Consider the following 26,974-nt stretch of genomic DNA (forward strand, 5'->3'; position numbering starts at 1 on the left):
GATAAAAACCAAATTAATTCAACCGGTTATCCGTCCATTGATTGTTGTCTGAAGAGGTCAAGACAAGCCGGGCCAGAATTAAGCTGCTATGGTTAAGAGGAGTCCATCCCATGCAGATACGCGAAGCTACTGAAGCAGATTACGAAAAGATCTGGCCCATCTTTCATGAGGTCGCTTCGGCCGGTGAAACATACGCCTATCCTCGCGAAGTAACAAAAAACGAAGGGAAAAAGCTATGGATGGAGTTGCCGCGCAAAACCTATGTGGTAGAAAACAATGAAGGAATACTAGGGACCTACTACATCAAAACAAATCAAGCTGGGCCGGGTAGTCATGTATGCAACTGTGGCTACATGGTTGCGTCCTCTTCTAGAGGGCAAGGTATCGCTACCGTCATGTGCGAGCATTCTCAAAAAATGGCAGTTGAGCTTGGCTATGAAGCAATGCAATTCAACTTCGTGGCCTCAACCAATGAAGGGGCTGTGCGCCTATGGCAAAAGCTCGGCTTTGGAATCGTAGGGCGGTTGCCACAGGCGTTTAAGCATCCGTCGAGAGGCTATGTTGATGCGCTGATCATGTATAAATGGCTCAAAACATAACAGGGTGCTCGCGTCGTTCGTCATTTTTCTCCTCACTGAGACCCACAGCTTAGCTGGCAGCCCCATAGCATGGCGTAAGCGTTTAAAAAAACTCAGGTATAGGGAAACCATTATGAAAAAAATTAGAATTTTAGTTTTAGGTCTACTTGCTGCTTCAGGTTGGGGAGCAGTTGCTTCAGAAAAAACACCGGAAGCGTCTCATGGGATTGAATATCCTAGTGGTTGGCAGAACTGGTCAACAATCGCCGTATCTCATAGAACAGATAACAACACGTTAAGGGTTATACTCGGAAATGAAATTGCAGTAAAAGCCGCTCGCTCTGGAAAAGTTAATCCATGGCCGGAGGGTTCAATCCTGGGTAAAGTGGTTTGGAAAGATACCGAATTAGAAAACTGGAAAACAGCAATTGCACCTGGAGATTTTGTTCATGCTGAATTCATGTTCAAAGACTCAAACAAGTATTCCAAAACTTATGGTTGGGGATGGGCGCGTTGGGTTGGTCTTGAGCAGGAGCCGTTTAAAAACGGGGCTCAAGTATGCACCTCGTGCCACACGCCTGTAAAAGAGCGTGATTGGGTGTTCACTGATCCAGCACCCTTTCCAGCATTAAATTAAGCTAACCAGTGGCCGCAGAACCATGCGATTTTGCCAGGAAGATAAGCCATGAACTCACCAACCGTCATTGCATTGTTAGGGTTTATTGGGTGGAGCCTCTTCTTACTCGTACTTATGGAGTCCATACGATCAAAGATGGTGCTTGCCAAAGAGATAGCTCCAAACGGCTTTAATCCAGAAAACTCCAATCTGTCGCCGTTTATGCAAAGGTTGGCTCGCGCGCATGCCAACTGCATCGAAGGGCTACCTGTCTTTGGGGGGCTGCTGCTTGTAGCGGTGGTTACCTCCAATACTTCCATTACAGATCCACTTGCTTATGTCTTCCTGGGCGCAAGAATAGCCCAGTCTTTAATTCATCTTGCCTCACTCAGCCCCTTGGCGGTCACGCTGAGGTTCAGTACTTTTGCCGTTCAAATGGGTATCGGTGTGTATTGGTGCTACACACTGTTTGAGGCATTGGTCTGAGGGTAATCCAGCTTAACTAGCGGGGTGTGTGTCCCGACCAACAAAAAACCCCGCCTGGGCGGGGTTTTGGTTACAGGCCCTGGCGGCTCAGAACTGGGCGGCGGGCAGGTGCACCACGACGCCGTCGAGTTCGGCGGTGACCTCGATCTGGCAGCTCAGGCGGCTGCGCTCGTCAGCGCCGGGAATCGCCTCCAGCATCTCCTGCTCGCTGTCGCCGGCCTCACCGGTCTTGTCACTCCAGTCGGTATCGACAAAGCAGTGGCAGGTGGCGCAGGCACCGGCACCGCCGCACTCCCCGAGGATGCCGTCGATCATGTTGTCGACGGCGCCCTGCATAATGGTATTGCCCACCGGCACTTCGGCCTCGTATTCGTTACCCTCGGCGGTAATGTATCGTACTAACGGCATTTCTCTCCCCTGTCAGGTCTTATTGGGTTGGATCGGCGAGCAGTGCTTTGGGGGCGACCTGTTCGTCGGCCAGCTGCTCTGCATCCACTTCGCCCCCCCGGCCGATCAGCTGTTTGGCTACCATAAACTCTTTGGGGCGGTTGATACAATCGGCCGCCAGCAGTTTACCCTGTTTCAGGTACCAGGCAACAAAGCTGGCGCTGTCCGGGTCGCCTCGCAGCACCACCTGGTCGTAGTGGCTGTTGAGGCCGGCGATCTGCAGCTTGAGGTCGTACTGATCGGACCAGAACCAGGGCAGGCTGGTGTTGGGAGTGGGGTGGCCGCAGAGGGTGGCGGCGGCGCAGCGGGCCTGTTCCATGGCGCTGGGCACCGACTCCAGGCGGATCGGCGCGGCGGCGTAGGGGTTGGGTTGCTGGCAGCAGTCCCCCAGGGCGACGATATCGGGGTCGCTGGTCTGGCCGCAGGCATCGACCACCACGCCGTTGGCAACCTCCAGTCCTGTCTCACTGGCCAGCTCCTGGTTGGGGATGACGCCGATCCCCACCACCACCAGGTCGGCGTCGAAGCAGCGTCCGTCGAGGCACTGCACCCGCTCCACTCGCGCGCCCCCCTCGAAGGCCTGCACCTGGCAGTTGAGCTCGAGGTTGACCCCCTGCTGCTCGTGATAGCGACGGTAGAAGTCGGAGACCGGGGGGGCGGTCACCCGCGCCAGTACCCGCCCCATCATCTCCAGTACCCACACCTGCATCCCCAGCTGGCGCAAGGAGGCCGCGGTTTCGAGGCCGATATAACCGCCGCCCACGATCACCGCCTTGCCGCCGGGGGTAACCCGCTGGCGGATACGCTCCACATCGGCACGGGTGCGCAGGTAGCAGACCCCCTCCAGACCGGCACCGGGCACCTCAATGGGGCGTACCCGCGCACCGGTGCAGAGGCCCAGCTTGCTGTAACCCAGGCGTTCGCCACTGCCGAGCTCAACCTCACGGGCGGCGCGGTCGATGGCGATGACCCGGCAGCCGGTGCGGAGCTGGATATCGTGTTTGGCGTAGAGCTCGGCCGGGCGGATCAGCAGGTGCTCGGCATCGCGCTTGCCCGCCAGGTACTCCTTGGAGAGCGGCGGGCGCTGGTAGGGGGGGGAGGGCTCATCGCCGATCAGAGTGATGGCGCCGCCCCACCCCTGCTGGCGCAGGGCGGTGGCCAGCTGGGCGCCGGCGTGGCTGGCGCCGATGATAATGGCGTGGTCGCTGTGCATGGATCGGTCCCGCATCGGTTAGCGGGGGCTCTGCCCCCTTTTTCGAATAACTCTAACGGGTATTCGATAGCGAGGCCAGATGGGTGCGGGCTAGTACGGAGCATGCGCCAATCATCACACTCACTGATGCCCGCTATGACGACAAATCGTTTTATGGGCTGCTCTCCTGCGCGTTACCCTGTGGCAAACCCATGCGCCGGTGATTGCTCCGGCCCCAACGCCCCAAGGAGACCCGATGAAACTGTACCTCAATACCACCTCCCCCTACGCCCGCATGGTGCGCATTGTGCTGCTGGAGACGGGGCTTGAGGAGCGCGTCGAGCTGTGCTGGTGTGATCCCTGGAGCGATGATGCTGCCCTGCTCGAGGCCAATGCATTGGGTCGCATCCCAACCCTGGTGACCGATCAGGGGGTGGCGCTGGCGGAGTCGCTGCTGATCGCCCTCTACCTCAACGACCTGGCCCCGGCTCCGCTGCCGATGCCCGCCGGGCGGGAGGCGACCCTGCAGCTGGCGGGGCAGGGGCAGGGGTTGATGGATGCGGCCTTTAACAGCGTCATTGCGCGTAAATACCAGGGGGAGGCGGCGGATGAATCGGAGCTGGGGCAGCGAAGGGCGCGGGCGATCGAGCGCACCCTGTCGCGGCTGGAGTCGCAGATCGACCGTCACTCCGGCGCGAATGGCCTCAGCCTCGGCGACATTGTGCTGGCAGTGGCGCTCGACTACCTGGCCTTCCGACTGCCGGAGCAACTGGACGCTGAGCGCTATCCCCGGCTGCAGGCCTGGCGCCAGGGGATCACCCATCGCCCGAGCTTCGACAGCACCGCCTTCGGTTAGGGGGGGATAGGGGCGCACCTGGCACCCACAAAAAAGGGGGCCGTAGCCCCCTGCTGTTTGGCACCGCCAGCGGCTAGAACCAGGCGTCCTGCATCTCGAAGGGTTCCGGGGCAAAGCGCTGCAGCAGCTCGGCCTGGGGCTTGATCTCCGGCAGCTCCCAGTTGATGAAGTAGCGGGCGGCCTGCAGCTTGCCCTGGTAGAAGTGGGCATCGTCACTGTCCGCCGGGCTGTTGGCCAGCCCCCCGGTCGCCACCAGGGCCTGCTTGATCCAGATCCAGGCCACCAGCACGCGTCCAAACATATCCAGGTAGACGGTGGCGTTGGCCAACGTGCGGTCCGGGTCGGCGGCCAGGCGGCTAAGGAGGGTGGCGGTGGTTTCGTTGAGCAGTGTCAGCCCTTCGGCCACGGCATCGGCCAGGGGGGCAAGCTCGGGGTGGGCGCGGGCGCTCTCCAGGTCGCGGTGGGCGGTTTCTGTGAACAGGCGGTAGGCCGCCATCTGCGCCATCGGTACCTTGCGGCCCAGCAGGTCGAGGCCGTGGATCGCCTCGGTGCCTTCATGGATCGGGTTGAGGCGGTTGTCGCGGTAGTACTGCTCCAGCGGGTATTCGCGGGTGTAGCCGGAGCCCCCCAGCACCTGGATGGCCAACTCGTTGGCCTTGAGGCCGTAGCGGGAGGGGAAGGATTTCACCATCGGGGTCAGCAGGTCGAGCAGGGCGAAGGCCTGCTCGCGCTCCTCGGCAGTGGGGGCCGTGTGGCTGTCCTCATAGAGGGCGCTGGCGTAGAAGCAGAGCGCCAGGGAGCCCTCGCAGTAAGCCTTCTGGGCCAGCAGCATGCGGCGCACGTCGGCGTGCTGGATGATCGGTACCTGTTTGGAGGACGGGTCCCGGTTGGAGGGCAGGCGCCCCTGGGGCCGGTTACGGGCGTAGTCGAGGGAGTGGTTGTAGCCCTGGTAACCGAGAATGGCGGCCCCCATCCCCACCCCGATACGGGCCTCGTTCATCATCTGGAACATGTAGCCCAGCCCCTTGTGAGGTTCACCCACCAGCCAGGCCTGGGCCCCCTCCTGCTCGCCAAAGCTGAGGACGGTGGAGGTGGTGTTGCGGTAGCCCATCTTGTGCAGCAGGCCGGCCAGGGCCACGTCGTTGCGCGCGCCGAGGCTGCCGTCGGCGTTGACCAGCACCTTGGGGCAGATAAACAGCGAAATCCCCTTGGCGCCGGCAGGCGCGCCTTCGATCTTGGCCAGCACCATGTGCACGATGTTCTCGGTCAGCGACTGGTCACCGCCGGAGATAAACATCTTCTGGCCATAGAGACGGTAGCTGCCATCGGCCTGGGGGCGGGCGGTGGTGGTGATGTCCGCCAGCGCTGACCCCTGTCCCGGCTCGGTGAGGGCCATGGTGCCGGCAAAGCGCCCATCCTGCATCGGCGGCAGGTAGAGCGCCTTCTGCTCCTCGCTGCCGAAGGTACGGATCAGGTTGGCGGCGCCGATGGTGAGGAAGGGGTAGCCGGAGCTGGAGACGTTGGCGGCGCTGATGTAGGCCATGGCGCTGCGCAGGATGATCTCCGGCATCTGCAGCCCCCCCTCGTCAAAATCGGCGTGGGCGGCCAGGAAACCGGCCTCTGCGAAGGCGTCCCAAGCGGCCTGGGTCTCCTCGATCATGTGCACCCGCTCGCCATCGAAGCGGGGCTCATTGGCGTCCCCCTTGGCGTTGTGGTTGGCAAAGTATTTGGTGGCGATGGTGCGGGCGGTGTCGAGGGTGGCGTTGAACACCTCCCGCGAATGCTCCTGGTAGCGCTCGCGGCTCAACAGCTGCTCGGTGTCGAGCAGTTCATAGAGCAGGAAATCGATATCGCGGTCGTTGATTAGCTGGTCGGTCATGGCGCTCTCCGGGTGGCCGTCAGGAGCCCTGGGGCTCGGCAAATAGGGTTGCGCCGACTATAGCATGGTGGCTCAGGGCTGGGTCGCCGCAGGGGTTATGGTGCTTTATCACACTGGTGAATGGGCTCGGGCCGGGCGGCCGTGTCTCAGGGGGCGCGGGTGGGCGAAATAAATGGGGGCCAGACTTAACCGAGGTTAAGCGGGGCGGACTATTATCGTGCTATAGTGCGCGCCTTTTCCGGGCCAGCCCTGCGCTACCCCCACCCACCCGGTTCTGAGGGCCAGGATCATGAGATTTACCGTATACGACACCCCCGTGGTGAGACCCCTGTGTGTGGGTCTGTCCTGGTGCCTGTTCAAACTGACCGGATGGACGCTGAAGGGGGCACCGCCGAAGGAGCGCAAGTTTGTGCTGATTGCGGTGCCCCACACCAGCAACTGGGATTTCCCCCTCACCATCGGCCTCGCCTTCCTGTTTGGCTTCAAGATCTTCTGGATGGGCAAGGCGTCGCTGTTTCGCGGCCCGGCCGGGCCGATCATGAAGTGGCTGGGGGGGATCCCCATCGACCGCTCCAAGGCCAACAATGTGGTCGAGCAGGTGGTCGAGGCGTTCAACCAAACTGATGAGCTGGTGGTCACCATCCCCCCCGAGGGGACCCGCTCGCGGGTGGATCAGTGGAAAACCGGCTTCTACCATATCGCCAGCGGTGCCGGGGTGCCGATCGCCCTGGGCTTTCTCGATTACGCCACCAAGACCGGCGGTTTTGGACCCACCTTCTACCCCAGTGGTGATATCGACAAGGATATCGCCGAGATTCGCCAGTTCTACGCCGACAAGATCGGCAAGCACAGCGACCGCTACGCCTGAGTCGGAGCGCGGGGTTGAGGGGGCTTAGCGGGGGGCGAAGGGCAGCGGCCTGAGCTGGTCGGCGAGCCGTCCCCCCTCCAGCGCCTCGTGCAGCTCATCCGCCAGCTGGCGGGTCATCTCCAGTACCTGTTGCCAGCGCGCGATGCGGGTGTCGTTATCCAGCTTCACGAAATCGTTGCGGTCGGGGATCTTGCCCCCCGGCAGGCGGGCAATGAACGCCGGGCTCGGGGTGACCAGGAGTACGTCCCGGTAGTGGTCGCGGCTCGGCTGGCGCCAGCGCAGGGCCTTGTCGAACCAGCCCGGTGCCACCCGCGGGGAGAAGTGGGGGTAAAGCACAATGCCTGGCCCTTCGCCGAAGGGGATATCGAAGTGGTAATCGGTTACGCCGCCGTCGCGGTAGGTACCGGCGGGCGCCTCGGCAAAGCCCCTGACCCCGGCCATCACCAGCGGAATCGAAGCCGAGGCCATCAGGGCCGGCTCGAGATCGTCCCGGGTCAGGGGGTAGATGCGGTGGGGCAGGTCCTGCAGTTGCCCGAAGGGGGTGGTGGTGGGATTGACGCTGAACAGGGCGCGTTCGAAGCTGAGCCCCAGGCTGCGGCGGCTGGCCAGGTTGCCCAGCGCCGCCAGGGTGACCCCGGCCGCCAGCAGCGGTTTGCGCTCGGAGGCGCACAGCCCCCGGCCCCGAACCGCCATGATGTTAAGGCGAAAGCGCGACTGCTCGATGGCGTACTCCGCCCCCCCGGGACCCAGCAGGGCCCGCAGGATGTCACGGCTCACCTGGCTTACCTCGGCGGGGGTGGGTTTGCGCTCATAGCGCTGGCCGAGGTAGGCCTGCTCGAAGCGTTCGAAGGCCGCCAGCGGGTCGGCACTGGCGTAGCAGGCGAAGCGCCAGCTGCCGATGGAGGAGCCCAGCAGCTGCACCGGTTGTTCGCTGTGGGGAAAGAACTGTGACAGCAGGTAGCGGTCAATTGCCCGCAACACCAGCCACTTGGGGCCGCCGGAGGCACCGATCATGGCGCGGATATCGGCCGGGTTGAGGCCGCGCTCTCGAATCCAGTGGCGGGCACCGTCGCCGGCATACAGGTGTAGGGAGGACATCGATCGACTCTCGGGTGGCTTCCTTGTGGCGGGCAGTGTAACAGTGAGCGGGGCGGGCGGGCCGATTATCGAGGCCTGCGATGGCGTGCCATAGCTCCCGCTTATGGCACGCCGCCCGTGAGGGGCGATCCTAGCCCAGCAACAGGCTGTCGTCCGCCAGCTCCTCCCCCTTGTTGTGGGCGAACAGCTCCAGCAGGTCCGCTACCTGTAGCCCCTCGCGCTCGCTTCCTGCAATATCGAAGGCGATCTGCCCCTCGTGCAGCATCACCGTGCGCTGGCCCACATCCAGGGCCTGGCGCATGCTGTGGGTCACCATGAGGGCGGTCAGCTGCTGCTGCTCGATGATGTCGCGGGTCAGGCGCAGGACAAAGTCGGCGGTTTTTGGGTCGAGGGCGGCGGTGTGCTCGTCGAGCAGCAGGATCTTCATCGGCTGCAGGGTGGCCATCAGCAGGCTGACCGCCTGGCGCTGGCCGCCGGAGAGCAGCCCCATACGGTCCTGCAGGCGGTTTTCCAGACCCAGACCGAGGGTGGACAGGCGCGCACGGAACTGCTCCAGGTATTCGCGACGGTTGGCCAGGTGCAGCCCCCGACGGTGGCCGCGGCGCATCGCCAGGGAGAGATTCTCCTCAATGGTGAGGTTTTCGCAGGTGCCCGCCATGGGGTCCTGGAACACGCGGGCGACATCGCCGGCACGCTGGTGGGTGGCCAGGCGGGTGACCTCCCGGTTGTCGATACGAACCGCACCGCTGTCGATCATCACCTCGCCGGAGAGGGCGTTGAGGAGGGTAGATTTGCCGGCCCCGTTACTGCCGATGACGGTGACAAACTGGCCCTCGGGAATGGTCAGGCTGAGACCGCGCAGGGCGGGGTTTTCCAGCGGGGTGCCGGGGTTGAAGGTGACGCGGATGTCGTCCAGCTGGATCATGGGTTGGCCCCCTGTCGCTTGCCGAACCAGCTTTTCCTGAGCCCCGGGAGCACGATGGCAACGGTCACCAGCAGGGCGGTGATCAGGTTCAGGTCCTGGGCCTTGAGGCCGATAAAGTCGGCGTTGAGGGCGAAGGCGATCGCCAGCCGGTAGAGGATCGCCCCCAGCACGCAGGCGATCACCGCCAGCACCACGGTGCGGGTCGACATGATCGCCTCCCCGCCAATGACCGCGGCCAGGCCGATTACAATCACCCCCACCCCCATGGTGACGTCGGCGCTGCCCTGGCTCTGGGCAAAGAGGGCGCCGGCCAGGGCCACCAGGGCATTGGCCAGGGCCATACCGAGAATGGTCATCCAGCCGGTGGCGATCCCCTGGGCGCGGGCCATGCGGCTGTTAGAGCCGGTGGCCCGCATCGACAGGCCGATCTCCGATTTCAGGAACAGGCACAGCAGCCCCATGATGACCACCAGCAGGAGGGCGAAGGCCAGCGGGATGCTGAAGTAGTAGGGCATGGCCCAGTTCTCTACCGGTGTCAGCAGGGTGGTCTCCCCCAGCAGGGCCACGTTGGGTTTGCCCATGATGCGCAGGTTGACCGAGTAGGGGGCGATCATCACCAGGATGGAGGCCAGCAGGTGGAGGATCTTCAGGCGTACGTTGAGCCAGGCGGTGAGGGCACCGGCCAGCGCACCGCCACCAATCGCCAGGGCGGTGGCCAGCCAGGGGTTGATCCCGGCGACGATGGCGCTGGCGCTGAGTGCGGCCCCGAGGGGGAAGCTGCCATCGACGGTGAGGTCGGGAAAGTCGAGGATGCGGAAGGAGATGTAGACGCCCAAAGCAACGAGACCGAACAGCAGTCCGGTCTCGATGGCGCCCATAAAGGCAATTAAGCTCACGGCGGGTCCTTTAATCTGGCGGGGTAGCGTTAGGGATGCCGGTTACTCGACAACGGATTTGGCGCTGTCGACCAGGGCGCTGTCGAGGGTGATCCCCATGCGCTGGGCGGCACCGGGGTTCACAAACAGCTCCACCCGCTCCACCCCCTCAACCGGCATATCGGCGGGGCTTTCGCCCTTGAGAATGCGCGCCACCATGATGCCGGTCTGGCGTCCCACTTCGTAGTAATTGAAGCCCTGAGCCGCCACCGCACCGCGGGCGACCGAGTCGGTATCGCCGGTGATGACCGGGATCCGGTTCTGCTCCGCCACCTTGATGATCGCCTCAAGGGCGGAGATCACGGTGTTGTCGGTGGGCAGGTAGATGGCGTCTACCTTGCCGACCAGGGAGCGGGCAGCGGTCTGTACGTCAGAGGATTTGGTGGCGGCAGCCTCGACCACACTCATCCCCTGCTTGGGGGCCTCCTCGTTCACCAGGGTCACCAGGGAGACGGAGTTGGCCTCTCCGGGGTTGTAGATCACCCCGAGCCGCTGGGCACCGGGTACCACCGCCTTGACCAGGGCCATGTGCTTGTTGATGGGGGACATATCGGTCATGCCGGTGATAAAGCGTCCGGGCTGGTCCAGCCCCTTCACCAGCTTGGCGCCTACCGGGTCGGTGACGGCGGTGAACACCAGTGGGATGCCGCGGGCCGAGGCCGCCGCGGCCTGGGCGGAGGGGGTGGCGATGGCGACGATTACATCGGGTGACTCGCCGGCAAACTTCTTGGCGATCTGAGCGGCGGTGGCGGGGCTGCCCTGGGCGCTTTCGTAGCTCCACTTGAGATTGGTACCCACGCTGTAGCCACGCTCGGCCAGCTCGTCCTGAACCCCCTGGCGAACGGCGTCGAGGGCGGGGTGCTCAACAATCTGGGTGATCGCCAGGTGTTTGTCGGCGGCCTGCAGGCCGGTGGCGGCCAGGGTCAGCAGGGCGCTGGAGGCGAGGGTCAGCAGGGATCTCTTGATCGGGGTCATCATGGGTACATTCCGGTGTGTGGTTGTCGTTATGCGGCTACCCTAGCACAGTTGCTCGGCCGGGAAAAAGTGAGCCCCTGTGGCCCGGGCGAGCGGCGCTGTAGGGAGGGATGTCGGGGGCAGCTGGAAGGGGTGATACATTGCTTTTTTAGGTTTATGGTTGGTTTATTGTTGCTGATTGATCTGTGTGGTTGGCTAATAAGCAATTAAAATGCGCGCCGTGTTGGTTATAATGTTTTTCATTGTCCGGTGCCTCGGGTTGTCCTGAACCGCTCAGCCCGTTGCCGCACCCCCCTATTCACATGACTGACCCCCGCCCCGCTGGCGGGGTTTTCGATAGACAGAGCGAGACCTGCCATGACGGCCTTCGATCACCGTAAGTACCAACCCTTTCCCCCCGTCAAGTTGACGGACCGCCAATGGCCCGATCGGGTTATCGATCGTGCCCCCCGCTGGTGCAGCGTGGACCTGCGGGACGGTAACCAGGCGCTGATGGAGCCCATGAGCGTGGAGCAGAAGAAACGCCTGTTCCTGCTGCTGGTGGATATCGGGTTCAAAGAGATCGAGGTGGGTTTTCCTGCCGCTTCGCAGCCCGACTTTGACTTCCTGCGCCTGCTGGTGGATGAGCGGCTGATCCCCGATGATGTCACCGTGCAGGTGCTGACCCAGGCCCGCGAGCCGCTGATCAAGCGCACTTTCGAATCGCTGGTGGGGGTCAAGAGCGCCATCGTGCACCTCTATAACTCCACCTCAAGGGTGCAGCGTGAGCAGGTGTTCGGGCTGGATACCGATGGCATCAAGCAGATCGCCGTCAAGGGAGCGAAGCTGCTGTCCGAGTACGCTGCCCGTTATCCCGACACCCACTGGACCTTCCAGTATTCGCCGGAAAGCTTTACCGGCACCGAGCTGGAGTATGCAGTTGAGGTGGTGGATGCGGTCACCGAGGTGTGGCAACCGACGGCCCAGCGTCCGGCGATCATCAACCTGCCGGCGACGGTGGAGATGTCGACCCCCAACGTCTACGCCGACCAGATCGAATGGTTCTGCCGCCGGGTGGCGCGTCGTGAGGCCCTGCTGATCAGTGTCCATACCCATAACGACCGCGGCTGTGGGGTGGCGGCGGCGGAGCTGGCGGTGATGGCCGGCGCCGACCGGGTTGAAGGCACCTTGATGGGTAATGGTGAGCGCACCGGCAACATGGACATCGTTACCATGGCGATGAACCTCTACAGCCAGGGGGTTGACCCCTGCCTGCAGCTGGGGGATATGGACCGTATCACCCGCACCTATAAGGAGTGTACCCAGCTGCCGATCCATCCCCGCCACCCCTATGTGGGGGAGCTGGTATTTACCGCTTTTTCCGGTAGCCACCAGGATGCGATCAACAAGTGCCTTTCCAGCTATAACCCTGGCGATTACTGGCAGGTGGCCTATCTGCCGATCGACCCCGCCGACCTCGGGCGCTCCTACCAGGAGGTGATCCGCATCAACAGCCAGTCCGGCAAGGGCGGGGTAGCCTATGTACTGGATCGCGAATATGGCTTGCAGCTTCCGCGCTGGATGCAGATCGACTTCAGCCAGGCGGTGCAGCGGCAGGCGGAGCAGGAGGCGACCGAGCTGTCGCCCACCGCCATCTGGAAACTGTTCAAACAGACCTACGTCTCCTGCAAATTGCCCTACCATCTGGAGGGCTATCAGGTGACCCGGCGCGATAAGCAGGACAGCCTGGTGGCCGAGGTCAGTATTGGTGGTGAACCGGTGAGCATTTCCGCCGCAGGCGGTGGTGTGGTCGATGCCTTTGTGCAGGCCTTGCAGGCCCAGAGTGATCACCGTATCGGTGTGGTGGAATACAGCGAGCACGCCATCGGTCAGGGGGAGGACGCCAAGGCCATTGCCTACGTGCTGCTCTCGGTCAATGGCGAGCGGGTGTGCGGTGTGGGCATCAGCGAAGATATCGTGAATGCCTCACTGAGTGCGATACTCAGTGCCCTTAATCGCTCTCCTGCCGCGGCCCAACCCCGCGCAGCCTAGCGACCGGGTGGTGAAAAGGTGCCTTGAGAGGCGCCTTTTTTATTGCCTGGCCGGGGCTCCGCAAAAGGCTAACGGCGCTGGGTAAGTTGTCATATACTTTATTGATTCAGCTCAATAGAGCGCAACAGGATAGTTAAATGAAAATTGCCATTCTTTCCCGCAACCCCAAACTCTACTCTACCCGACGCTTGAAGGAAGCGGGTGAGGCGCTCGGACATGAGGTCGATATCATCGATACCATGCACTGTTATATGGACATCACCAGCAGCAAGCCTTCTGTTCGCTACTATGGCCAGGCGCTTCCCAAGTACGATGCCGTGATTCCAAGAATAGGAGCATCTGTCACCTTTTATGGGGCGGCGGTTGTGCGCCAGTTTGAGATGATGGGCACTTTCAGCATCAACGAGTCGGTAGCCATCAGCCGCTCCCGCGACAAGCTGCGTTCACTTCAGCTATTGTCGCGCAAGGGGATTGGGCTGCCGCGCACCGGCTTTGCCCACCACCCCGACAAAATTGATGACCTGCTGAAAAATGTGGGCGGTGCGCCGGTGGTCATCAAGTTGCTGGAAGGAACCCAGGGGATCGGTGTGGTGCTGGCGGAAACCAAGAAAGCCGCTGAAAGCATCATTGAGGCCTTTATGGGGCTTAAAGCCAACATACTTGTGCAGGAGTACATCAAGGAGGCCGGCGGTGCTGACATCCGTTGCCTGGTGATCGGCGACAAGGTGGTGGCGGCCATGAAACGCCAGGCGGCTGAAGGTGAGTTTCGCTCAAATCTTCACCGGGGTGGCAAGGCGGAGATCGTGCGCCTCAGTCCGGCAGAGCGAAAAACCGCCGTGGATGCGGCACGCACCATGGGTCTTAATATGTGCGGGGTGGATATCTTACGCTCCAATAACGGCCCGGTGGTAATGGAGGTGAACTCCTCGCCCGGGCTGGAGGGGATTGAAAACGCGACCGGCAAGAACATCGCCGGGATGGTATACGATTTCATTTCCAAGAACGCCAAGCCGCACCGTACGCGAACCCGGGGTAAGGGGTAATCTCCGTGGCAGAGAGGCTGGAGATTGCCGGGTTTGAGATAAAACCGGGAGAGAGTAAACAGCTGGAGCTGCCAACCGTCCGTTTGTACACCGATACCAGTATGGGGATTCCGGTGTACGTGAAGCGGGGAAAGCGTGCCGGCCCTACCCTCTTTGTCAGCGCCGCCATCCATGGTGATGAGCTCAACGGGGTAGAGGTGATCGGTCGATTGCTAAAAAGTAAATCGATCAACAACCTGCGCGGCACCCTGATTGCCGTGCCGATTGTGAACGTGTACGGGGTGCTGGGGCAGAGCCGTTACTTTCCCGACCGCCGCGACCTTAACCGCTCCTTCCCTGGTTCCATGCGGGGCTCCTTTGCCGGCCGGGTGGCCAACCTGTTTCTCAAGGAGATCGTCACCAAGTGTGACTACGGCATCGACCTCCATACCGGGGCTATCCATCGCAGCAACCTGCCGCAGATTCGAGCTAACCTGGATGACGAGGAAACCCGTGCGATGGCCCGCGCCTTTGGCGTACCGGTGATGATCAACTCCAACCTTCGCGACGGCTCGCTGCGTGAAAGTGCCTCGGAGTTGGGGGTTCGGGTATTGCTCTACGAAGCGGGTGAGGCGTTGCGCTTTGATGAACTCTCGATCCGGGCGGGTTACCGGGGGGTGATCAATGTGATGCGCCATCTGGGGATGCTGGCCAGGGGGCGCAAAAGCGGACAACCCGAGCCCTTCGAGGCGCGCCAGAGTGCCTGGGTTCGCGCCTCGGAGAGTGGATTTATTACCCATCTGAAGCAGCTGGGGGATTACGTCAGCAAGGGAGATGAGCTGGCGGTGATCAAGGACCCCTATGGTGAGGTGCTGAACAAGGTGGTGACCAAATACGACGGCATTATCATCGGCAAACAGAATATCCCCCTGGTGCAGGAGGGGGAAGCGATGTACCACATCGCCTACTTCAAGAAGCCGGACGAGGTGATCGAGAGTCTGGAGATGATGCAGGACGAGCTGATTCCCGAGGATGAGTCCTATCCGCTGGGTGAACTCCCTGCTTAATGCCGGGTCAGGTGGATTGAGATAGAGGTTAGGTCATGGAAAGGGTGAACGGGAAAATGTTGGTGGGCGCCATCGAACAGTGCGACCTGCCGGAGTTTGAGATCAATGGCCTGCACGTGCGCATCGACACGGGAGCGCAGACCTCCTCGCTGCATGTCGATAACATCGAGGAGTTTGAGCAGGCGGGGGAGAGCTGGGTGCGCTTCGACATCCACCCCGATATTCACAAGGTGGAGTCGATTGTAAGGCGTGAAGCTCGGGTGGTGGCCCTGCGCAAGGTGATCAGCTCCAACGGTACCTTCCAGAAGCGTTACCTGATCGATACCCGGCTCTGCATGGGGGGCGAGGAGTGGCTTATTGAGCTGACCCTGACCGACCGCTCCGGTATGTCCTACCTGATGCTGCTGGGGCGCCAGGCGATGGGGGATCACATGATTGTCGATCCCTCGCGTGAGTACCTGCTGCGCAGCTAGACGTCGCGCTTTCTCCCCCTGGGGCGGGTTTTAAAACCAGCCCTTTTTCTTGAACAGCCACACCTGTAAACCGACGATGATGGTCAGGAACAGGCAGAAGGCGATAAAGGAGTAGGGGTTGTCCGCCCCGGGAATGCCCCCCACATTGATGCCCAACAGGCCGGTCAGGAAGCCCAGCGGCAGGAAGATCGCCGCCACAATGGAGAGCACGTACATGCGGTTGTTCATGTGCTCGGTGATGCGGTTGTTGAGTTCCTCATGGGCAACGGCGGCGCGGTCGCGTACGGAATCCAGGTCCTCGATATAACGAATCAGAACGTCGGTGGTTTCCCTCAGGCGGAGGCGGCAGTCGGGTGAGATCCAGGTGATCTTGTCCGATTGCAGTTGTGTCATGGCTTCACGCTGCGGCGACAGGTAGCGACGTATGCTAATCGCCTGCTGGCGCAGGGAGGCCACCTCACCCCGCTGGGGTGGCGTGTCGCCAATGGCCAGGGCCATCTCCAGTTCATCCAGCTTGTCGTTGATGCTGTCGATGGAGTGTTGCATGCGGATGATCAGGCGTGAGGCGAATTCGGTTACCAGTTCACCGGCGTTGTAGGGCCCCTCGCCGGAAGCGATGCTGTGTGAAAGATCCGCCGCCGACAGCAGGCGTCGCTTGCGGGTGCTGATGACGTGATGGCCGTCGCTCCAGAGCCGCAGGGAGACCATGTCCTCCGGATTGGAGTCGGGGTTGAGGTTGACACCGCGCAGGGCCAGCAGTAACCCGCCGTGAATGGAGCTGGCGCGGGGCCGGGTCTCCTCCGACAGCAGGGAGTCGGCAGCGATGGGGTCGAGCCCTGAGAGCTCGCGAATCCAGTGCTGGGTGTCGCTGTCGGTGTAATCGAAGTGCAGCCAGACGGCCTCGGCGGGAAGCCCGTTGGCCAGGCTCTCCCAACTGCAGGCGGTTCCCTTCAGGGCCGGGTCAAGGAAGTGGCCATAGACGAGGCCTGCCGGGTTACTCATGGTCTGGGGTGCCTTTCAGGTGCTGGGGTGGCTGGTAACGCGCCAGCAGTTTGTCGTCAACGCTTCTCAGGTGCAGGTCGCGTTGCGGGAAGGGGATCTCAATGTTATGGGCGCCCAGGGAGGTTTCAATGGCCCACAGGTAGGCGGCAATTGGATTCGTGTGCTTGGGGAGGCGATTGCCGCGAATCCACACCACCAGTTCAAAGTCGAGGCTGCTTTCGCCCATGTTGACCAGCCATACATCGGGTCCCCGGTCGCGGGTGTTGAGGGTGTAGTCGATGGTCAGGGCGGCTTCGATGGCGGCGGCCTTAACCTGCTCCTTGTCGGTCCCGTAGGCCACGCCGAAGGGGACGTGCAGTCGCCTGAGGTCGTCGGTATAGGTGTAGTTGGTGACTCGGCCACTGATGAACTCGGAGTTGGGCACCAGTATATCGATATTGTCCCAGGTCGCGATCTGCGTGCTGCGTACGTTGATCGACTTGATGCGCCCGCGGACTCCCGATTCCAGCTCAACCAGATCGCCGACCTTGAGGGGGCGTTCGAAAAGCAGAATCAGGCCGGAGATAAAGTTGTTGAAGATCGACTGCAGGCCAAAACCGATACCGACGCCCAGGGCACCGGCGATGATGGCCAGGTTGGAGAAATCAAGGCCGAGGGCAGAGAAGCCGATCAGCAGACCGGCGGTAATGATGATGTAGTGAAGAATGCGGCCGATGGTGAACAGGGCCGATTCGGAAACGGTCGTGCGGGACTGGCCAACGCGGGAGATCCCCTTGCGAATCAGGGAGGAAGCGACAAAGGCCAATAGCAGGATAAGCATAAAGCCGGACAGGCTGGCGATGGTGACGGGGGCTTCGTTCACCAAGAAGATGGGGTAATCCCACAGCTCATAGGCTCCGGTAAAGGCTTGTTTGAGTAGACGCCCTAAGGCAAATTTTTCGGGCTCCCACCAGCTGCGCTGTGCGAGGGCAACGGTTTCGTAACCGCTGAACAGATAATTGGTCTGGCGGCTACGGTAGGCCACGCTCTGCATCATCTGCCGCGCCTCGCTGAGGGAGTTCCAGGCCTCTTTCATGCGGGATGGTTTGTCGGAGCTGGCGGTGATGTCGAGGGTAGTCAGCAGGTCGGTAAAGTTGCTGTCGGCCTTTTGCAGGAGCGACTCCAGCTCGCTCCAGATCGCCTTTTGGGGTGGAGGCAGGGGGAGGTGGGTACCGGACAGCCCGCGTTCCAGCATCAGTTCAAGATCCAGGCTGCCCTGCTGCGCCCTCAGGTTGAGCCATTGTGCGTAGGTTTGGAACTCGCTCAGTCGCTCATCAATATTCTGTGCAGAGGGTTGCGCTGTGGTGGAGCCCGTTAGCTCGCGGAGCTTGGCTTTATAGGCTTCGACACTGTTGCTCTCGATGCGCTTTTGCAGTTTGTCCAGCTGCTCCTGCAACCCTTTCTGCCGCTCCGGAGTGGGGGTCAGGTTGCGGACGGCAAACTCCTGCAGGGCGAGCAGCTCCTTCTGCCGGGCCTCCAGCTGGGCGATCGCATTGGTAAGGCGCGAATTCTGGTGGCGGGAGATCACCAGCTCCAGTTGGTTGCGCACCACCAGCGCGGCCAGTTGCAAGCGTTCAATGGAGGCCTCGGGGGTGGCCCGGTAGCTGACCAGGTCGTTGGCGATGCTGCGGCGCAGCTCATCGATAAAGGTGGCCAGCCGCTCCTGGCGATGGCGATAGGTGAGCAGCTGGTTTTCATATTGAACCTGCAGCTGAAACAGTTCGAGCCATTGGGGGATGCTGTAGCTGTCGTTTTTGAGGGGAAGGTTGGCAATCACCAGCGGGGTGTCGTCGCCTTTGATCACCCGATCCATCAGCGAGTAGATCAGCTTCAGGGTTTGTTGGGTGTTGAGGTCACTGCTGCTGTCGAGTTGCGTCCTGAACTGGGACTCGATCCCTTTAAGGTAGGACGCTCGCTCCTCGCTGTTCATCCCCTCCAGCACACTCCACCAGCCGGGTTCGATCTTCTGGATTTTGATCACCGGGAGGTTGGCGAGGGGACCTTCGGCGCCAAGGGCAACGGCGGGAAACAGGAGGATAAACAGGCTTAAGAGGAGGGCTCGCATCGTGGTCCGGTGTTGGGGTAGGCAAAAGACTGGTGAGGAACAGTATAGTAAGAGGGGGGACACTTTATAGGAAGCTTTTTGACAGTTGCATCACAGTCGCTCCAAAGGCTTGCGCCCACGGTGCCATATACGGTTAAGTACAGGGTAGCGGGGCCCCCCGGACCTTATGATGGGTAAACCGATGAAAAATGTAATACTCGAGTTGGCCCGGATCGCGCAGGCGGTGTCGGGCAGCGAAGACCCCAAACAGCAGGCGGTCACCATTGTGGAGCTGATCAGCGACTCGATGGCGGTCGATGTGTGCAGCCTCTATATGGCCGATGAGGGGGGGGATATGCTGCTGCTGGCGTCCCACGGTCTGTCGGCGTCGGCGGTGGGTCGCGCCCGCCTGCCCAAGGGTAAGGGTCTGGTCGGGCTGGTGGCCAGCAGCCGCCACTCCATCAACACCGATAACGCGCAGCAACACCCGGCCTACCTCTATCTGGCTGAAACCCACGAGGAGCGTTTCGAAAGCTTCTGTGGTGTGCCGCTGGTGCGCAAGGGGCGAGTGGTGGGGGTGCTGGTGGTACAGGGGCGGCAGTCGCGCAAGATCAGCCAGGAGGAGGAGGCGTTCCTGGTGACCCTCGCATCGCAGCTCAGCCTGCTGCTCGACGGGGTCTCCCTGTCGATTGAACAGCCTGGTGATCGGGTGGACGCTCCGGGTATCAATCTGCGCCAGTCGGGTATCAAGGGGGCCAGCGGTATCGGCATCGGTGGCGTCTGGCTGTGCCGTGGTGCCGAACTCTATGGGGTCTCCGATTGCGGCTGCGATGATATCGACCAGACCGTTGCCCAGTGGCACCAACTGTTGCTGCAGGTGCGAACCGAAATCAGTGAACAGCAGCGTGACCTGACGCCGCAGCTGTCGGGTTCCATTTCGGCAATCTTTGACGCTTACCAGCTGCTGTTGGCCGACAAGGCCCTGATCGACAGTGTGGAGCAGCTGATTCGCCAGGGACACGACCTGCCCAGCTCCCTCAAGCGCAGTATCCAGAAGCTCTCCGAGCTCTTCCTCTCCATGGACGACCCCTATTTGAGGGCGCGCCACGAGGATATTCACCATTTGGGAAACAAACTCTACGGCGCCTGGCTGGGCGAAAGCCAACAGCGTGCCCCGATAGAGGGCCCCGTGGTGCTGGTCGGGGCACAGGTAGGGATTGCCGAGATCGCCCTGGTTCCCCCTGAACAGCTGATGGGCGTGATCTGTTACGAGGGATCATCGCTTTCCCACACCGCGGTAGTGGCCAAGGCGATGGGGGTTCCTGCCGTGCTCGGGGTCGGATCCCTCAGGGGGATCAGCGGAGGGGAGACCATCATCGTCGATGGTAACCAGGGTCAGGTGATTCTGCACCCCAGCCCTTCGCTGATCGCCGAGTATCGCAAACTGGTGGATGAGGACAAGGGGTTGCTGGCACAGCTGGCAGACCTCAGTGACCAGCCGGCGATTACCCTCGATGGGGTAGTGGTACGACTGCTGACCAACGCTGGGTTGCAGGCGGATATCGAGCCGGGCTTGCGGCATGGCGCTGAGGGGGTGGGTCTCTATCGAACCGAGATCCCCTTTATGGTACACAGCAGCTTCCCCTCTGAGGAGGAGCAGGTGTCGATCTATCAAAAGGTGATCCGCGCTTACCAGGGCAAACCGGTGACCATGCGCACGCTGGACATCGGGGGCGACAAGCAGCTGCCCTACTTTCCTATCAGCAACGAGGAGAATCCCGCGCTGGGGTGGCGGGGAATCCGTTTCTGTCTCGACAACGTGCAGCTGTTGATGACCCAGGTGCGGGCGATGCTGCGCGCGGCCGAGGGCCACGGCAACCTGCGTATACTGCTGCCGATGATCAGTTGCACGGAGGAGCTGGAGAGTTTTATCGAACTGCTGGATGACGCCTGCCGTCAGCTCAAGGCGGAGGGCTATGAGGTGGTACGCCCCAGGCTGGGGGTGATGGTTGAGATTCCTGCCACCATTTCGCAGTTGGAGCGCTGGGCCTCACGGATCGACTTTGTCTCCATTGGCTCCAACGACCTGAGCCAGTACCTGCTGGCGCTGGATCGTAACAACGCGCGGGTTTCGCAGCGTTACGACTCGTTGCACCCCTCGGTATTGGCGGAGATCAGCCGGGTGGTGGAGATCGCCGGTCGCTGCAAGCTCTCCCTCAGCCTGTGTGGGGAGATGGCCTCGGACCCTTCGGCGGTGTTACTGCTGCTTGGGATGGGGGTCAGGACACTGAGCCTGAGTGCCCCGCGCCTGCCCCGCATCAAATGGCTGTTGCGCTCCCTCAAGGAGGCCGAAGCTCGTGCCTTGTGGCAGGAGGTGGCAAAACTGGACAGTGCGACTGCGATTCGCGGGCGCGTGGAGCGCTTCCTGGACGAAAGAGGGCCGCAGGCGCTCGTCCGTTAGTCCTGGGGGGTGGAGGGCTCCGGCGGCTCCTGGGCGCGGGCGCGTTCCAGCAGTGCCTGGTTCTGGGTGCGGCGCACTGGATTCAACTGGTGGTGCAGGGCTGACTTGCTCAGCATGTGGGCGGTGACCGGGGCGGTGATCAGCAAGAACAGGGCGATCACCGGCTCCTTGAAGGTCAGGGTATCCAGATTGAGACCGAAGTCGAGCATGGAGGCCAGCGCGATACTACCGATTCCCAGCGTGGTGGCTTTGGTCGGCGCGTGCAGGCGGGTATAGAAGTCCGGCAGGCGGGCCAGGCCAATGGAGCCGATCAGCAGCATGGTGCCGCCGAGCAGCAAAATCGAAGTGATCAGTATCTCTGTCGTCGTATTCATGGGGCTGTCCTATTCGATGATATCGCCGCGCAGCAGGTATTTGGTGACGGCCACGGTGCTGATAAATCCCAGCATGGCGATCAGCAGCGCTCCCTCGAAGTAGAGCGGCGACTCCATGTGCATCCCCAGCAGCAAAAGCAGGGCGATGGCGTTGATGTACATGGTATCCAGGGCAAGTACGCGATCCTGCAGAGTGGGCCCCTTGAGCAGGCGCCACAGGTTGAGTAGCAGGGCGAGACCGATAAAGGCTCCGCAGAGCAGCATGGCACTCTCTAGCATCCAAAGATCTCCTTCAACGGGGTTTCGTATCGCTGCTTGATGGTGCGGATAAGCTCTTCCTCATCCTCCAGGTTGAGCACGTGTACATAGAGCCAACGGTGGTCTTTGGAGAGGTCCGTACTAACGGTCCCCGGGGTCAGGGAGATGGTGTTGGCGAGGATGGTGATGGCTACTTCGGCCTCGATATCGAGGGGAATGGCGATAAAGGCGGGACGGAGGCGACCGATCGGCCCCAGCACCTGGCGCGCCACCTGGAAGTTGGAGACGATGATGTCCCATACCACGCGCAGTACGTAAAGAAACGCTATCCAGGGTTTGTGGAAGGTCGGCTGGGGGTACTGCAGTGGAGCGGTCAATAGGGGAATTGCCACCGCCAGCAGGCTGCCGAGCACCACTTGCCCCGCCGACAGGCTGTTGTTCAGGAGCAACCAGACCAGCAGCAGCAGCAGGCTGGTACCCGGATGAGGGAAGAGTTTGAAGCCCTTGTTCTCGTTCATGGTTGATTCACCGCATTCATCATCTCTTTCACCGTTGGGTAGGCGAGCTGCATCTGGGCGGCGGCCGCTTCGGTGAACTCCGCGGCGGGGCCACCAAAGATCACCAGCAGGGGGGAGGCCAGCAACAGCCAAACCACCGCCGCCAGCTGCAGGCGAGTCGCGAGCGGGCTATCTCCCGGGTCGCCGGAGACCTTCCAGAACAGGGTGGTACCCGCGCGCGAGACCGCCACCAGGGCGGCGAGGCCGCTGAGCAGAATCAGCGACCAGACCCACAGCATCCCCGCACTGCCGTTGGAGGCCTGCAGGATCAACACCTTGCCCACGAAGCCGGAGAGGGGAGGAAGACCGACCACCGCCATGGCGGCGATAAAAAACAGGGCGCCCAGTACCCCTCCCTGAGTGATGGGGCGGGAGGGGACGAAACGGTCCTCCGCCTTGCCCCGCTGTTTGCCGATCAGGTCGGCCAGCAAGAACAGGGCACCGGTCACCAGCGTGGTATGGAGCATGTAATAGAGGCCGGCACCGAGTCCTGCGCCGCCCACCACCAGAGTTAACAGCAGGGTGCCTACCGAGACCAGCACCAGGTTGGCGGTCAGGGTGCGCAGGGTGGGGCTTGCGAGGACGCCGATGGTACCAATGATCAGGGTGAGGATCGCCAGCGGCCAGAGCCAGGGAAGGGCGACGTCGGCCAGCAGTCCGGCACCCTCACCAAAGATGACGCCGTGGACGCGGTAGATACTGTAGACCCCCACCTTGGTCATGATGGCAAACAGAGCGGCGACCGGTGCACTGGCACTGGCGTAGGTGCGTGGCAGCCAGAAGTGGAGCGGCAGCATCGCGGACTTGAGTCCAAACACCAGCAGCAGTAACAGGGCTCCGGTTTGGGCCAGTACGGCCTCCTGGGGGTGAAGGAGGGTCACCCGCTGCGCCATATCCGCCATATTGAGGGTGCCCAGGGTGCCGTAGAGGATACCGAGGGCGAACAGGAACATCGCCGACCCCACCAGGTTCAGGGTCACGTAGTGGACGCTGGCCTGGGTCTTCTGCTTGCCTCCACCGTGGATCAGCAGCGCATAGGAGGCGATCAGCAGGATCTCGAAAAAGACGAACAGGTTGAAGATGTCGCCGGTAAGGAAGGCGCCATTGATGCCGGTGAGCTGGAACAGGAACAGGGGGTGAAAGTACATCCCCGTGTTGTCCTCGCCTGCACAGGCGTAGAGCAGCGCGCCAAAGCCCAGCACGGTGGTCAACAGCACCATCATCGAGGAGAGGCGGTCGGCGACCAGGACAATGCCGAAGGGTGGGGTCCAACCCCCCAGGCTGTAGACCTGGGTGGCGCTGGTACTGGTGACCAGCAGCAGGGTCGCCACCGCTAATAGCGCCAGTACCGCCAGCAGGGAGCTGACCCGCTGGCGAAAGATATTGCTCTGCAACGGCGGTAGCAGTTGCAGGATCCCAACCAGCATGGGAACCAGGATCGGCAGTATCGCCAGATGCTGCATCATGAACGGCCCCCGTTCTTTTCGGGGGGGGCGCTGCCATCGACGTGATCGTCGCCCAGGTCGGCACGCGCACGCATGGCCAGGATCACTACGAAAGCGGTCATGGCGAAGCCGATGACAATGGCGGTGAGCACCAGCGCCTGGGGAAGCGGGTCGGCGTAGTGGGTGGAGATCCCCAGGATGGCGGCACCGTTAAGGCTCAGCCGTCCACTGGAAAAGAGGAACAGGTTGACGGCGTAGGAGAGCAGGGTGATCCCCATGACCACCGGAAAGGTTCGCCCCCGCAGGGTGAGAAAAATACCGCAGGTGGTGAGAACGCCCACACACAGGGCATAGAGCGCTTCCATCTATTCGTGCTCCGTTTGGGTGGGCCGCTCACCGGTGGTGAGTTTGCCCAGGTTGGCGAGAATCAGCAGTACCGCCCCGATCACGGTCAGGTAGACACCGAGGTCAAACAACATGGCACTGGCCAGCTCGAACTTGCCCACCACTGGCCAGTTGACGTAGTCGAACCAGCTGGTGAGGAAGGGGCGGTCAAAGAACCAGCTGCCCGCGCCGGTGGCGAAGGCGATCAGCAGGCCGCTGCCGATCAGCCATTGGTAGTCGATTTTCAGGCGCTCCTTCATCCAGTCGACACCGTGGGCTACGTACTGCTGGATCAGCGCGATGGCGGTGATCAGGCCGGCGATGAAGCCGCCCCCCGGCAGATTATGGCCGCGCAGGAAGATGAAAACCGATACCAGCAGGGCCAGGGGCAGCAGACCCTGGGAGATGACACCCAGAATCAACGGGTGTTTGTCCTGCGCCCAGGGGCGTCCGTCCATATCACTGGTGGGCATGAAAAGGCGCATCTGGGCGATCAGTTTGTAGATACCCAGGGCTGCGATCCCCAGCACGGTGATCTCACCGAAGGTGTCGAAGCCGCGGAAGTCGACCAGGATGACGTTGACCACGTTGGTGCCGCCCCCGCCCGTTTTGGCATTGGCGATAAAGAAATCGGAGAGTGTCTCGAAGGGGCGCGTCATGAGGGCGTAGTTGATGGTGCCGATGACACCACCGATCAGGGCCGCGATTCCCAGGTCACGAACGATCCGCGATGGGCTCGACTCCTTGGGGGTACGCTGGGGCAGGAAAAAGAGCGCCAGCATCAGCAGAATGACCGTGGCCACCTCCACCAGCAGCTGGGTGAGGGCGAGGTCGGGTGCCGAAAAGACCGCGAAGCTGATGGAGACGATCAGCCCTACCACCGAGAGCATCAGCAGGGCGATCAGGCGCTTACGGTGCCAGATCACGGTCGCCAGGGAACAGAGACAGAGCAGTATCGCGGCCGCGGCCATGATGTTGCTGACCGGAATCTGGGGACGCAGGCCGGCGGTGGTGTTGAGCTCCATCATGGGGATGCCGATCAACGCCAGTGCCAGCAGCATCAGGCAGAGCATGTAGCGCTGCAGGGAGCCGTTTTCCAGCCAGCCCATAAAGCTGGCGCAGCGGGCCAACACCCACTGGACCACGTCATCAAACACCACTTTGGCGTCGGGCTCCGGAAACTGGGCCTGGAAGCGGAACAGGTTGCGGCGGTTGTGGTAGATCAGCAGTCCGCCCCCCATCGCCACCAGGCTCATGACCAGGGGCAGGTTGAATCCGTGCCAGACCGACAGGCTGTAGCTGGGAGGCAAGCCCCCCAGTACCGCACTGGAAGCGGAGGCGAGCAGGTCACCCACCACAAACTCGGGGAAGACCCCCACCAGCAGGCAGAGTGCTACCAGAATCTCCACCGGTACCTTCATGTAGCGGGGGGGCTCATGGGGGGTACGGGGCAGGTCGACCGGCTCACCATTGAAGAACACATCGTGAATGAAACGGATGGAGTAGGCGACCGAGAAGGTGGCACCCACGGTGGCCAGTACCGGGATCATCCAGGAGAGGGAGCCAAAGGCGCCCTGGTCGAGGGTCTCGGCGAAGAACATCTCCTTGGAGAGGAACCCGTTAAAGAGCGGCACCCCGGCCATTGAGGCGGCGGCCACCATCGCCAGGGTGGCGGTGTAAGGCATGTAGTTCCAGAGTCCGTTGAGTTTGCGCATATCCCGCGAACCGGACTCATGGTCGATGATCCCCGCGGCCATAAAGAGGGAGGCTTTGAAGATCGCGTGGTTGATGATGTGGAATACCGCCGCTACCGGGCCGAGGTGGCTGTCGAGCCCGAGCAGCAGGGTAATCAGCCCCAGGTGGCTGATGGTGGAATAGGCCAGCAGTCCCTTGAGATCATGCTTGAAGAGGGCGATGTAGGCGCCCAACAACAGGGTCGCCAAGCCGGTCAAACTGACAATCAGGAACCAGAGTTCGGTGCCCGCCAGCACCGGGTAGAAACGGGCCAGCAGAAAGAGCCCCGCCTTGACCATGGTGGCCGAGTGCAGGTACGCACTCACTGGAGTGGGAGCCGCCATCGCATGAGGAAGCCAGAAGTGGAAGGGGAACTGGGCCGACTTGGTAAACGCCCCCAGCAGCACCAGCACCAGCACCACCGGGTAAAGGGGGTTGTTGCGGATCAGTTCACCGCTGGCCAGCACGGTCTGCAGGTCGTAACTGCCGACCATATCGCCAATCATCAGCAGGCCCGCCAACAGCGCCAGGCCACCTGCGCCGGTGATGCTCAGGGCCATCCGTGCCCCTTTACGGGCATCGCTGCGCTCCGACCAGAAACTGATCAGCAAAAAGGAGCTGATGCTGGTGAGCTCCCAATAGAGCCATAACTGGATCAGGTTGTTGGAGAGCACGATGCCCAGCATGGCCGTCATGAAAAGGATCAGGTAGGCGTAGAACCGACCCATGGAGTCCTTCTCGGAGAGGTAATAGCGAGCGTAGAGGATAATCAGCAGTCCGATTCCCAGGATCAGCAGGGCAAACAGCAGCGCCAGTCCATCCAGGCGAAAGGAGAGTTCCAGCCCGATGGCGGGTATCCAGCTCAGGGTCTGCTGTAAGGGTTGCCCGGCGAATACCTGTGGCAGGTAGCTCAGCACAATGGCCAGCGCCAGTGCGGGTGCCAGCGCTGTCACCAGCGCACAGGTGCTGCGGCCCCAACGCGCGCTGAGCAGAGGCATCAGGGTACCGAACATCGGCAGTAACGGTATCCAGAGAAGGCTCATAAGTTGAAGGAGTTCCTGTCTGACGGTTGATGTGTCCCGTGGCTGACGCTGAAGTGCACCGGACGTCCGAGGGACCGTTAAGGATATCCAGATTAAAAACGGTAGTCTATAAAGCTTCCGTTTATGAAAAAAACCGGGGAGCAGGCCTATGGCGGTTGGAAAGACGAACCTCTGTCACACGCATA

25 protein-coding genes are annotated in these 26,974 nt (G+C 61.7%); 10 read left to right on the top strand and 15 right to left on the bottom strand.

Translation table 11 applies throughout. From position 1 onward, the window contains the following. The first annotated feature begins 110 nt into the window (after positions 1–110). The 3 genes from D0544_RS01350 to D0544_RS01360 all read left to right on the top strand — a co-directional run bounded on the left by D0544_RS01350 (position 111) and on the right by D0544_RS01360 (position 1,680). Positions 111–599, top strand: coding sequence for a GNAT family N-acetyltransferase (locus D0544_RS01350; RefSeq protein WP_125014110.1), 489 nt, complete (start codon positions 111–113; stop codon positions 597–599). A 112-nt stretch (positions 600–711) separates the two neighbouring features. Beyond that, on the top strand, positions 712–1,215 hold the full coding sequence (locus tag D0544_RS01355) for a cytochrome P460 family protein (RefSeq protein WP_125014112.1): 504 nt from the start codon (positions 712–714) through the stop codon (positions 1,213–1,215). Between the two features lie 48 nt (positions 1,216–1,263). Beyond that, positions 1,264–1,680 (top strand): MAPEG family protein, encoded by a 417-nt coding sequence (locus D0544_RS01360; RefSeq protein ID WP_125014114.1) that lies wholly within the window; start codon positions 1,264–1,266, stop codon positions 1,678–1,680. Positions 1,681–1,767: 87 nt separating this feature from the next. Here D0544_RS01360 and D0544_RS01365 read toward each other — a convergent pair whose 3' ends face one another. Both D0544_RS01365 and D0544_RS01370 read right to left on the bottom strand, forming a co-directional pair. Next, on the bottom strand, positions 1,768–2,088 hold the full coding sequence (locus tag D0544_RS01365; protein ID WP_125014116.1) for a 2Fe-2S iron-sulfur cluster-binding protein: 321 nt from the start codon (positions 2,086–2,088) through the stop codon (positions 1,768–1,770). A 19-nt stretch (positions 2,089–2,107) separates the two neighbouring features. After that, positions 2,108–3,340 (bottom strand): NAD(P)/FAD-dependent oxidoreductase, encoded by a 1,233-nt coding sequence (locus D0544_RS01370; protein ID WP_125014118.1) that lies wholly within the window; start codon positions 3,338–3,340, stop codon positions 2,108–2,110. 235 nt (positions 3,341–3,575) lie between these two features. Between D0544_RS01370 and D0544_RS01375 the strand changes: the two genes are divergently transcribed. Continuing rightward, on the top strand, positions 3,576–4,175 hold the full coding sequence (locus D0544_RS01375) for a glutathione S-transferase (RefSeq protein WP_125014120.1): 600 nt from the start codon (positions 3,576–3,578) through the stop codon (positions 4,173–4,175). A gap of 73 nt (positions 4,176–4,248) precedes the next feature. Here D0544_RS01375 and D0544_RS01380 read toward each other — a convergent pair whose 3' ends face one another. Beyond that, entirely contained in the window at positions 4,249–6,054 is a 1,806-nt protein-coding gene (locus D0544_RS01380; protein WP_125014122.1) for an acyl-CoA dehydrogenase, read from the bottom strand. 289 nt (positions 6,055–6,343) lie between these two features. Here D0544_RS01380 and D0544_RS01385 point away from each other — a divergent pair, with 289 nt between their 5' ends. Further along, positions 6,344–6,922: a lysophospholipid acyltransferase family protein gene (locus D0544_RS01385; protein WP_125014124.1), complete on the top strand. Its 579-nt coding sequence runs from the start codon at positions 6,344–6,346 to the stop codon at positions 6,920–6,922. A gap of 24 nt (positions 6,923–6,946) precedes the next feature. Here D0544_RS01385 and D0544_RS01390 read toward each other — a convergent pair whose 3' ends face one another. From D0544_RS01390 to D0544_RS01405, 4 genes are all read right to left on the bottom strand, one after another. Beyond that, the gene (locus D0544_RS01390; RefSeq protein WP_125014126.1) at positions 6,947–8,020 is read right to left on the bottom strand and encodes a patatin-like phospholipase family protein; all 1,074 of its coding nucleotides are present in this window, start codon (positions 8,018–8,020) and stop codon (positions 6,947–6,949) included. 130 nt (positions 8,021–8,150) lie between these two features. Further along, positions 8,151–8,945 (bottom strand): ABC transporter ATP-binding protein, encoded by a 795-nt coding sequence (locus tag D0544_RS01395; protein ID WP_125014128.1) that lies wholly within the window; start codon positions 8,943–8,945, stop codon positions 8,151–8,153. After that, positions 8,942–9,841, bottom strand: a complete 900-nt coding sequence (locus tag D0544_RS01400) for an ABC transporter permease (RefSeq protein WP_207905738.1) — start codon at positions 9,839–9,841, stop codon at positions 8,942–8,944. The genes D0544_RS01395 and D0544_RS01400 overlap by 4 nt, the downstream gene beginning before the upstream one ends. Before the next feature lie 42 nt (positions 9,842–9,883). Beyond that, complete coding sequence (locus D0544_RS01405) at positions 9,884–10,858, bottom strand: ABC transporter substrate-binding protein (RefSeq protein ID WP_243647218.1); 975 nt, start codon at positions 10,856–10,858, stop codon at positions 9,884–9,886. 354 nt (positions 10,859–11,212) lie between these two features. Here D0544_RS01405 and leuA point away from each other — a divergent pair, with 354 nt between their 5' ends. The 4 genes from leuA to D0544_RS01425 all read left to right on the top strand — a co-directional run bounded on the left by leuA (position 11,213) and on the right by D0544_RS01425 (position 15,448). Beyond that, the gene (leuA, locus tag D0544_RS01410) at positions 11,213–12,886 is read left to right on the top strand and encodes a 2-isopropylmalate synthase (RefSeq protein WP_125014130.1); all 1,674 of its coding nucleotides are present in this window, start codon (positions 11,213–11,215) and stop codon (positions 12,884–12,886) included. Positions 12,887–13,023: 137 nt separating this feature from the next. Further along, positions 13,024–13,929, top strand: coding sequence for a 30S ribosomal protein S6--L-glutamate ligase (rimK, locus tag D0544_RS01415; protein ID WP_125014132.1), 906 nt, complete (start codon positions 13,024–13,026; stop codon positions 13,927–13,929). 5 nt (positions 13,930–13,934) lie between these two features. Continuing rightward, entirely contained in the window at positions 13,935–14,975 is a 1,041-nt protein-coding gene (locus D0544_RS01420; RefSeq protein ID WP_243647219.1) for a succinylglutamate desuccinylase/aspartoacylase family protein, read from the top strand. A 35-nt stretch (positions 14,976–15,010) separates the two neighbouring features. After that, a complete protein-coding gene (locus tag D0544_RS01425) occupies positions 15,011–15,448 on the top strand; it encodes an ATP-dependent zinc protease family protein (RefSeq protein WP_207905739.1) in 438 nt (145 codons plus the stop codon). A 30-nt stretch (positions 15,449–15,478) separates the two neighbouring features. Here the strand turns inward: D0544_RS01425 and D0544_RS01430 are convergent, their stop codons facing one another. Both D0544_RS01430 and D0544_RS01435 read right to left on the bottom strand, forming a co-directional pair. Beyond that, positions 15,479–16,450 (bottom strand): zinc transporter ZntB, encoded by a 972-nt coding sequence (locus D0544_RS01430; RefSeq protein ID WP_125014134.1) that lies wholly within the window; start codon positions 16,448–16,450, stop codon positions 15,479–15,481. Continuing rightward, a complete protein-coding gene (locus D0544_RS01435; RefSeq protein WP_125014136.1) occupies positions 16,443–18,554 on the bottom strand; it encodes a mechanosensitive ion channel domain-containing protein in 2,112 nt (703 codons plus the stop codon). The genes D0544_RS01430 and D0544_RS01435 overlap by 8 nt, the downstream gene beginning before the upstream one ends. A 181-nt stretch (positions 18,555–18,735) precedes the next feature. Here D0544_RS01435 and ptsP point away from each other — a divergent pair, with 181 nt between their 5' ends. Continuing rightward, complete coding sequence (ptsP, locus tag D0544_RS01440; protein ID WP_164880782.1) at positions 18,736–20,994, top strand: phosphoenolpyruvate--protein phosphotransferase; 2,259 nt, start codon at positions 18,736–18,738, stop codon at positions 20,992–20,994. Here ptsP and D0544_RS01445 read toward each other — a convergent pair. Genes D0544_RS01445 through D0544_RS01470 form a run of 6 tightly spaced genes read right to left on the bottom strand, consistent with a single transcriptional unit; the run spans position 20,991 to position 26,789 of the window. After that, complete coding sequence (locus tag D0544_RS01445) at positions 20,991–21,368, bottom strand: Na+/H+ antiporter subunit G (protein WP_125014140.1); 378 nt, start codon at positions 21,366–21,368, stop codon at positions 20,991–20,993. The two genes, ptsP and D0544_RS01445, sit on opposite strands and share 4 nt — an antisense overlap. A 9-nt stretch (positions 21,369–21,377) precedes the next feature. Beyond that, positions 21,378–21,647, bottom strand: coding sequence for a K+/H+ antiporter subunit F (locus tag D0544_RS01450; RefSeq protein WP_125014142.1), 270 nt, complete (start codon positions 21,645–21,647; stop codon positions 21,378–21,380). Beyond that, the gene (locus D0544_RS01455; protein ID WP_125014144.1) at positions 21,641–22,144 is read right to left on the bottom strand and encodes a Na+/H+ antiporter subunit E; all 504 of its coding nucleotides are present in this window, start codon (positions 22,142–22,144) and stop codon (positions 21,641–21,643) included. Before D0544_RS01455 ends, D0544_RS01450 begins: the two co-directional genes overlap by 7 nt. Continuing rightward, on the bottom strand, positions 22,141–23,646 hold the full coding sequence (locus tag D0544_RS01460; protein WP_125015832.1) for a monovalent cation/H+ antiporter subunit D: 1,506 nt from the start codon (positions 23,644–23,646) through the stop codon (positions 22,141–22,143). The genes D0544_RS01455 and D0544_RS01460 overlap by 4 nt, the downstream gene beginning before the upstream one ends. Then, positions 23,646–23,993, bottom strand: a complete 348-nt coding sequence (locus D0544_RS01465) for a Na+/H+ antiporter subunit C (RefSeq protein ID WP_125014146.1) — start codon at positions 23,991–23,993, stop codon at positions 23,646–23,648. The genes D0544_RS01460 and D0544_RS01465 overlap by 1 nt, the downstream gene beginning before the upstream one ends. Then, entirely contained in the window at positions 23,994–26,789 is a 2,796-nt protein-coding gene (locus D0544_RS01470) for a monovalent cation/H+ antiporter subunit A (RefSeq protein ID WP_125014148.1), read from the bottom strand. Positions 26,790–26,974: the final 185 nt, after the last annotated feature.

This window comes from Aestuariirhabdus litorea (assembly GCF_003864255.1).
In the GTDB taxonomy this organism is placed as follows: domain Bacteria; phylum Pseudomonadota; class Gammaproteobacteria; order Pseudomonadales; family Aestuariirhabdaceae; genus Aestuariirhabdus; species Aestuariirhabdus litorea.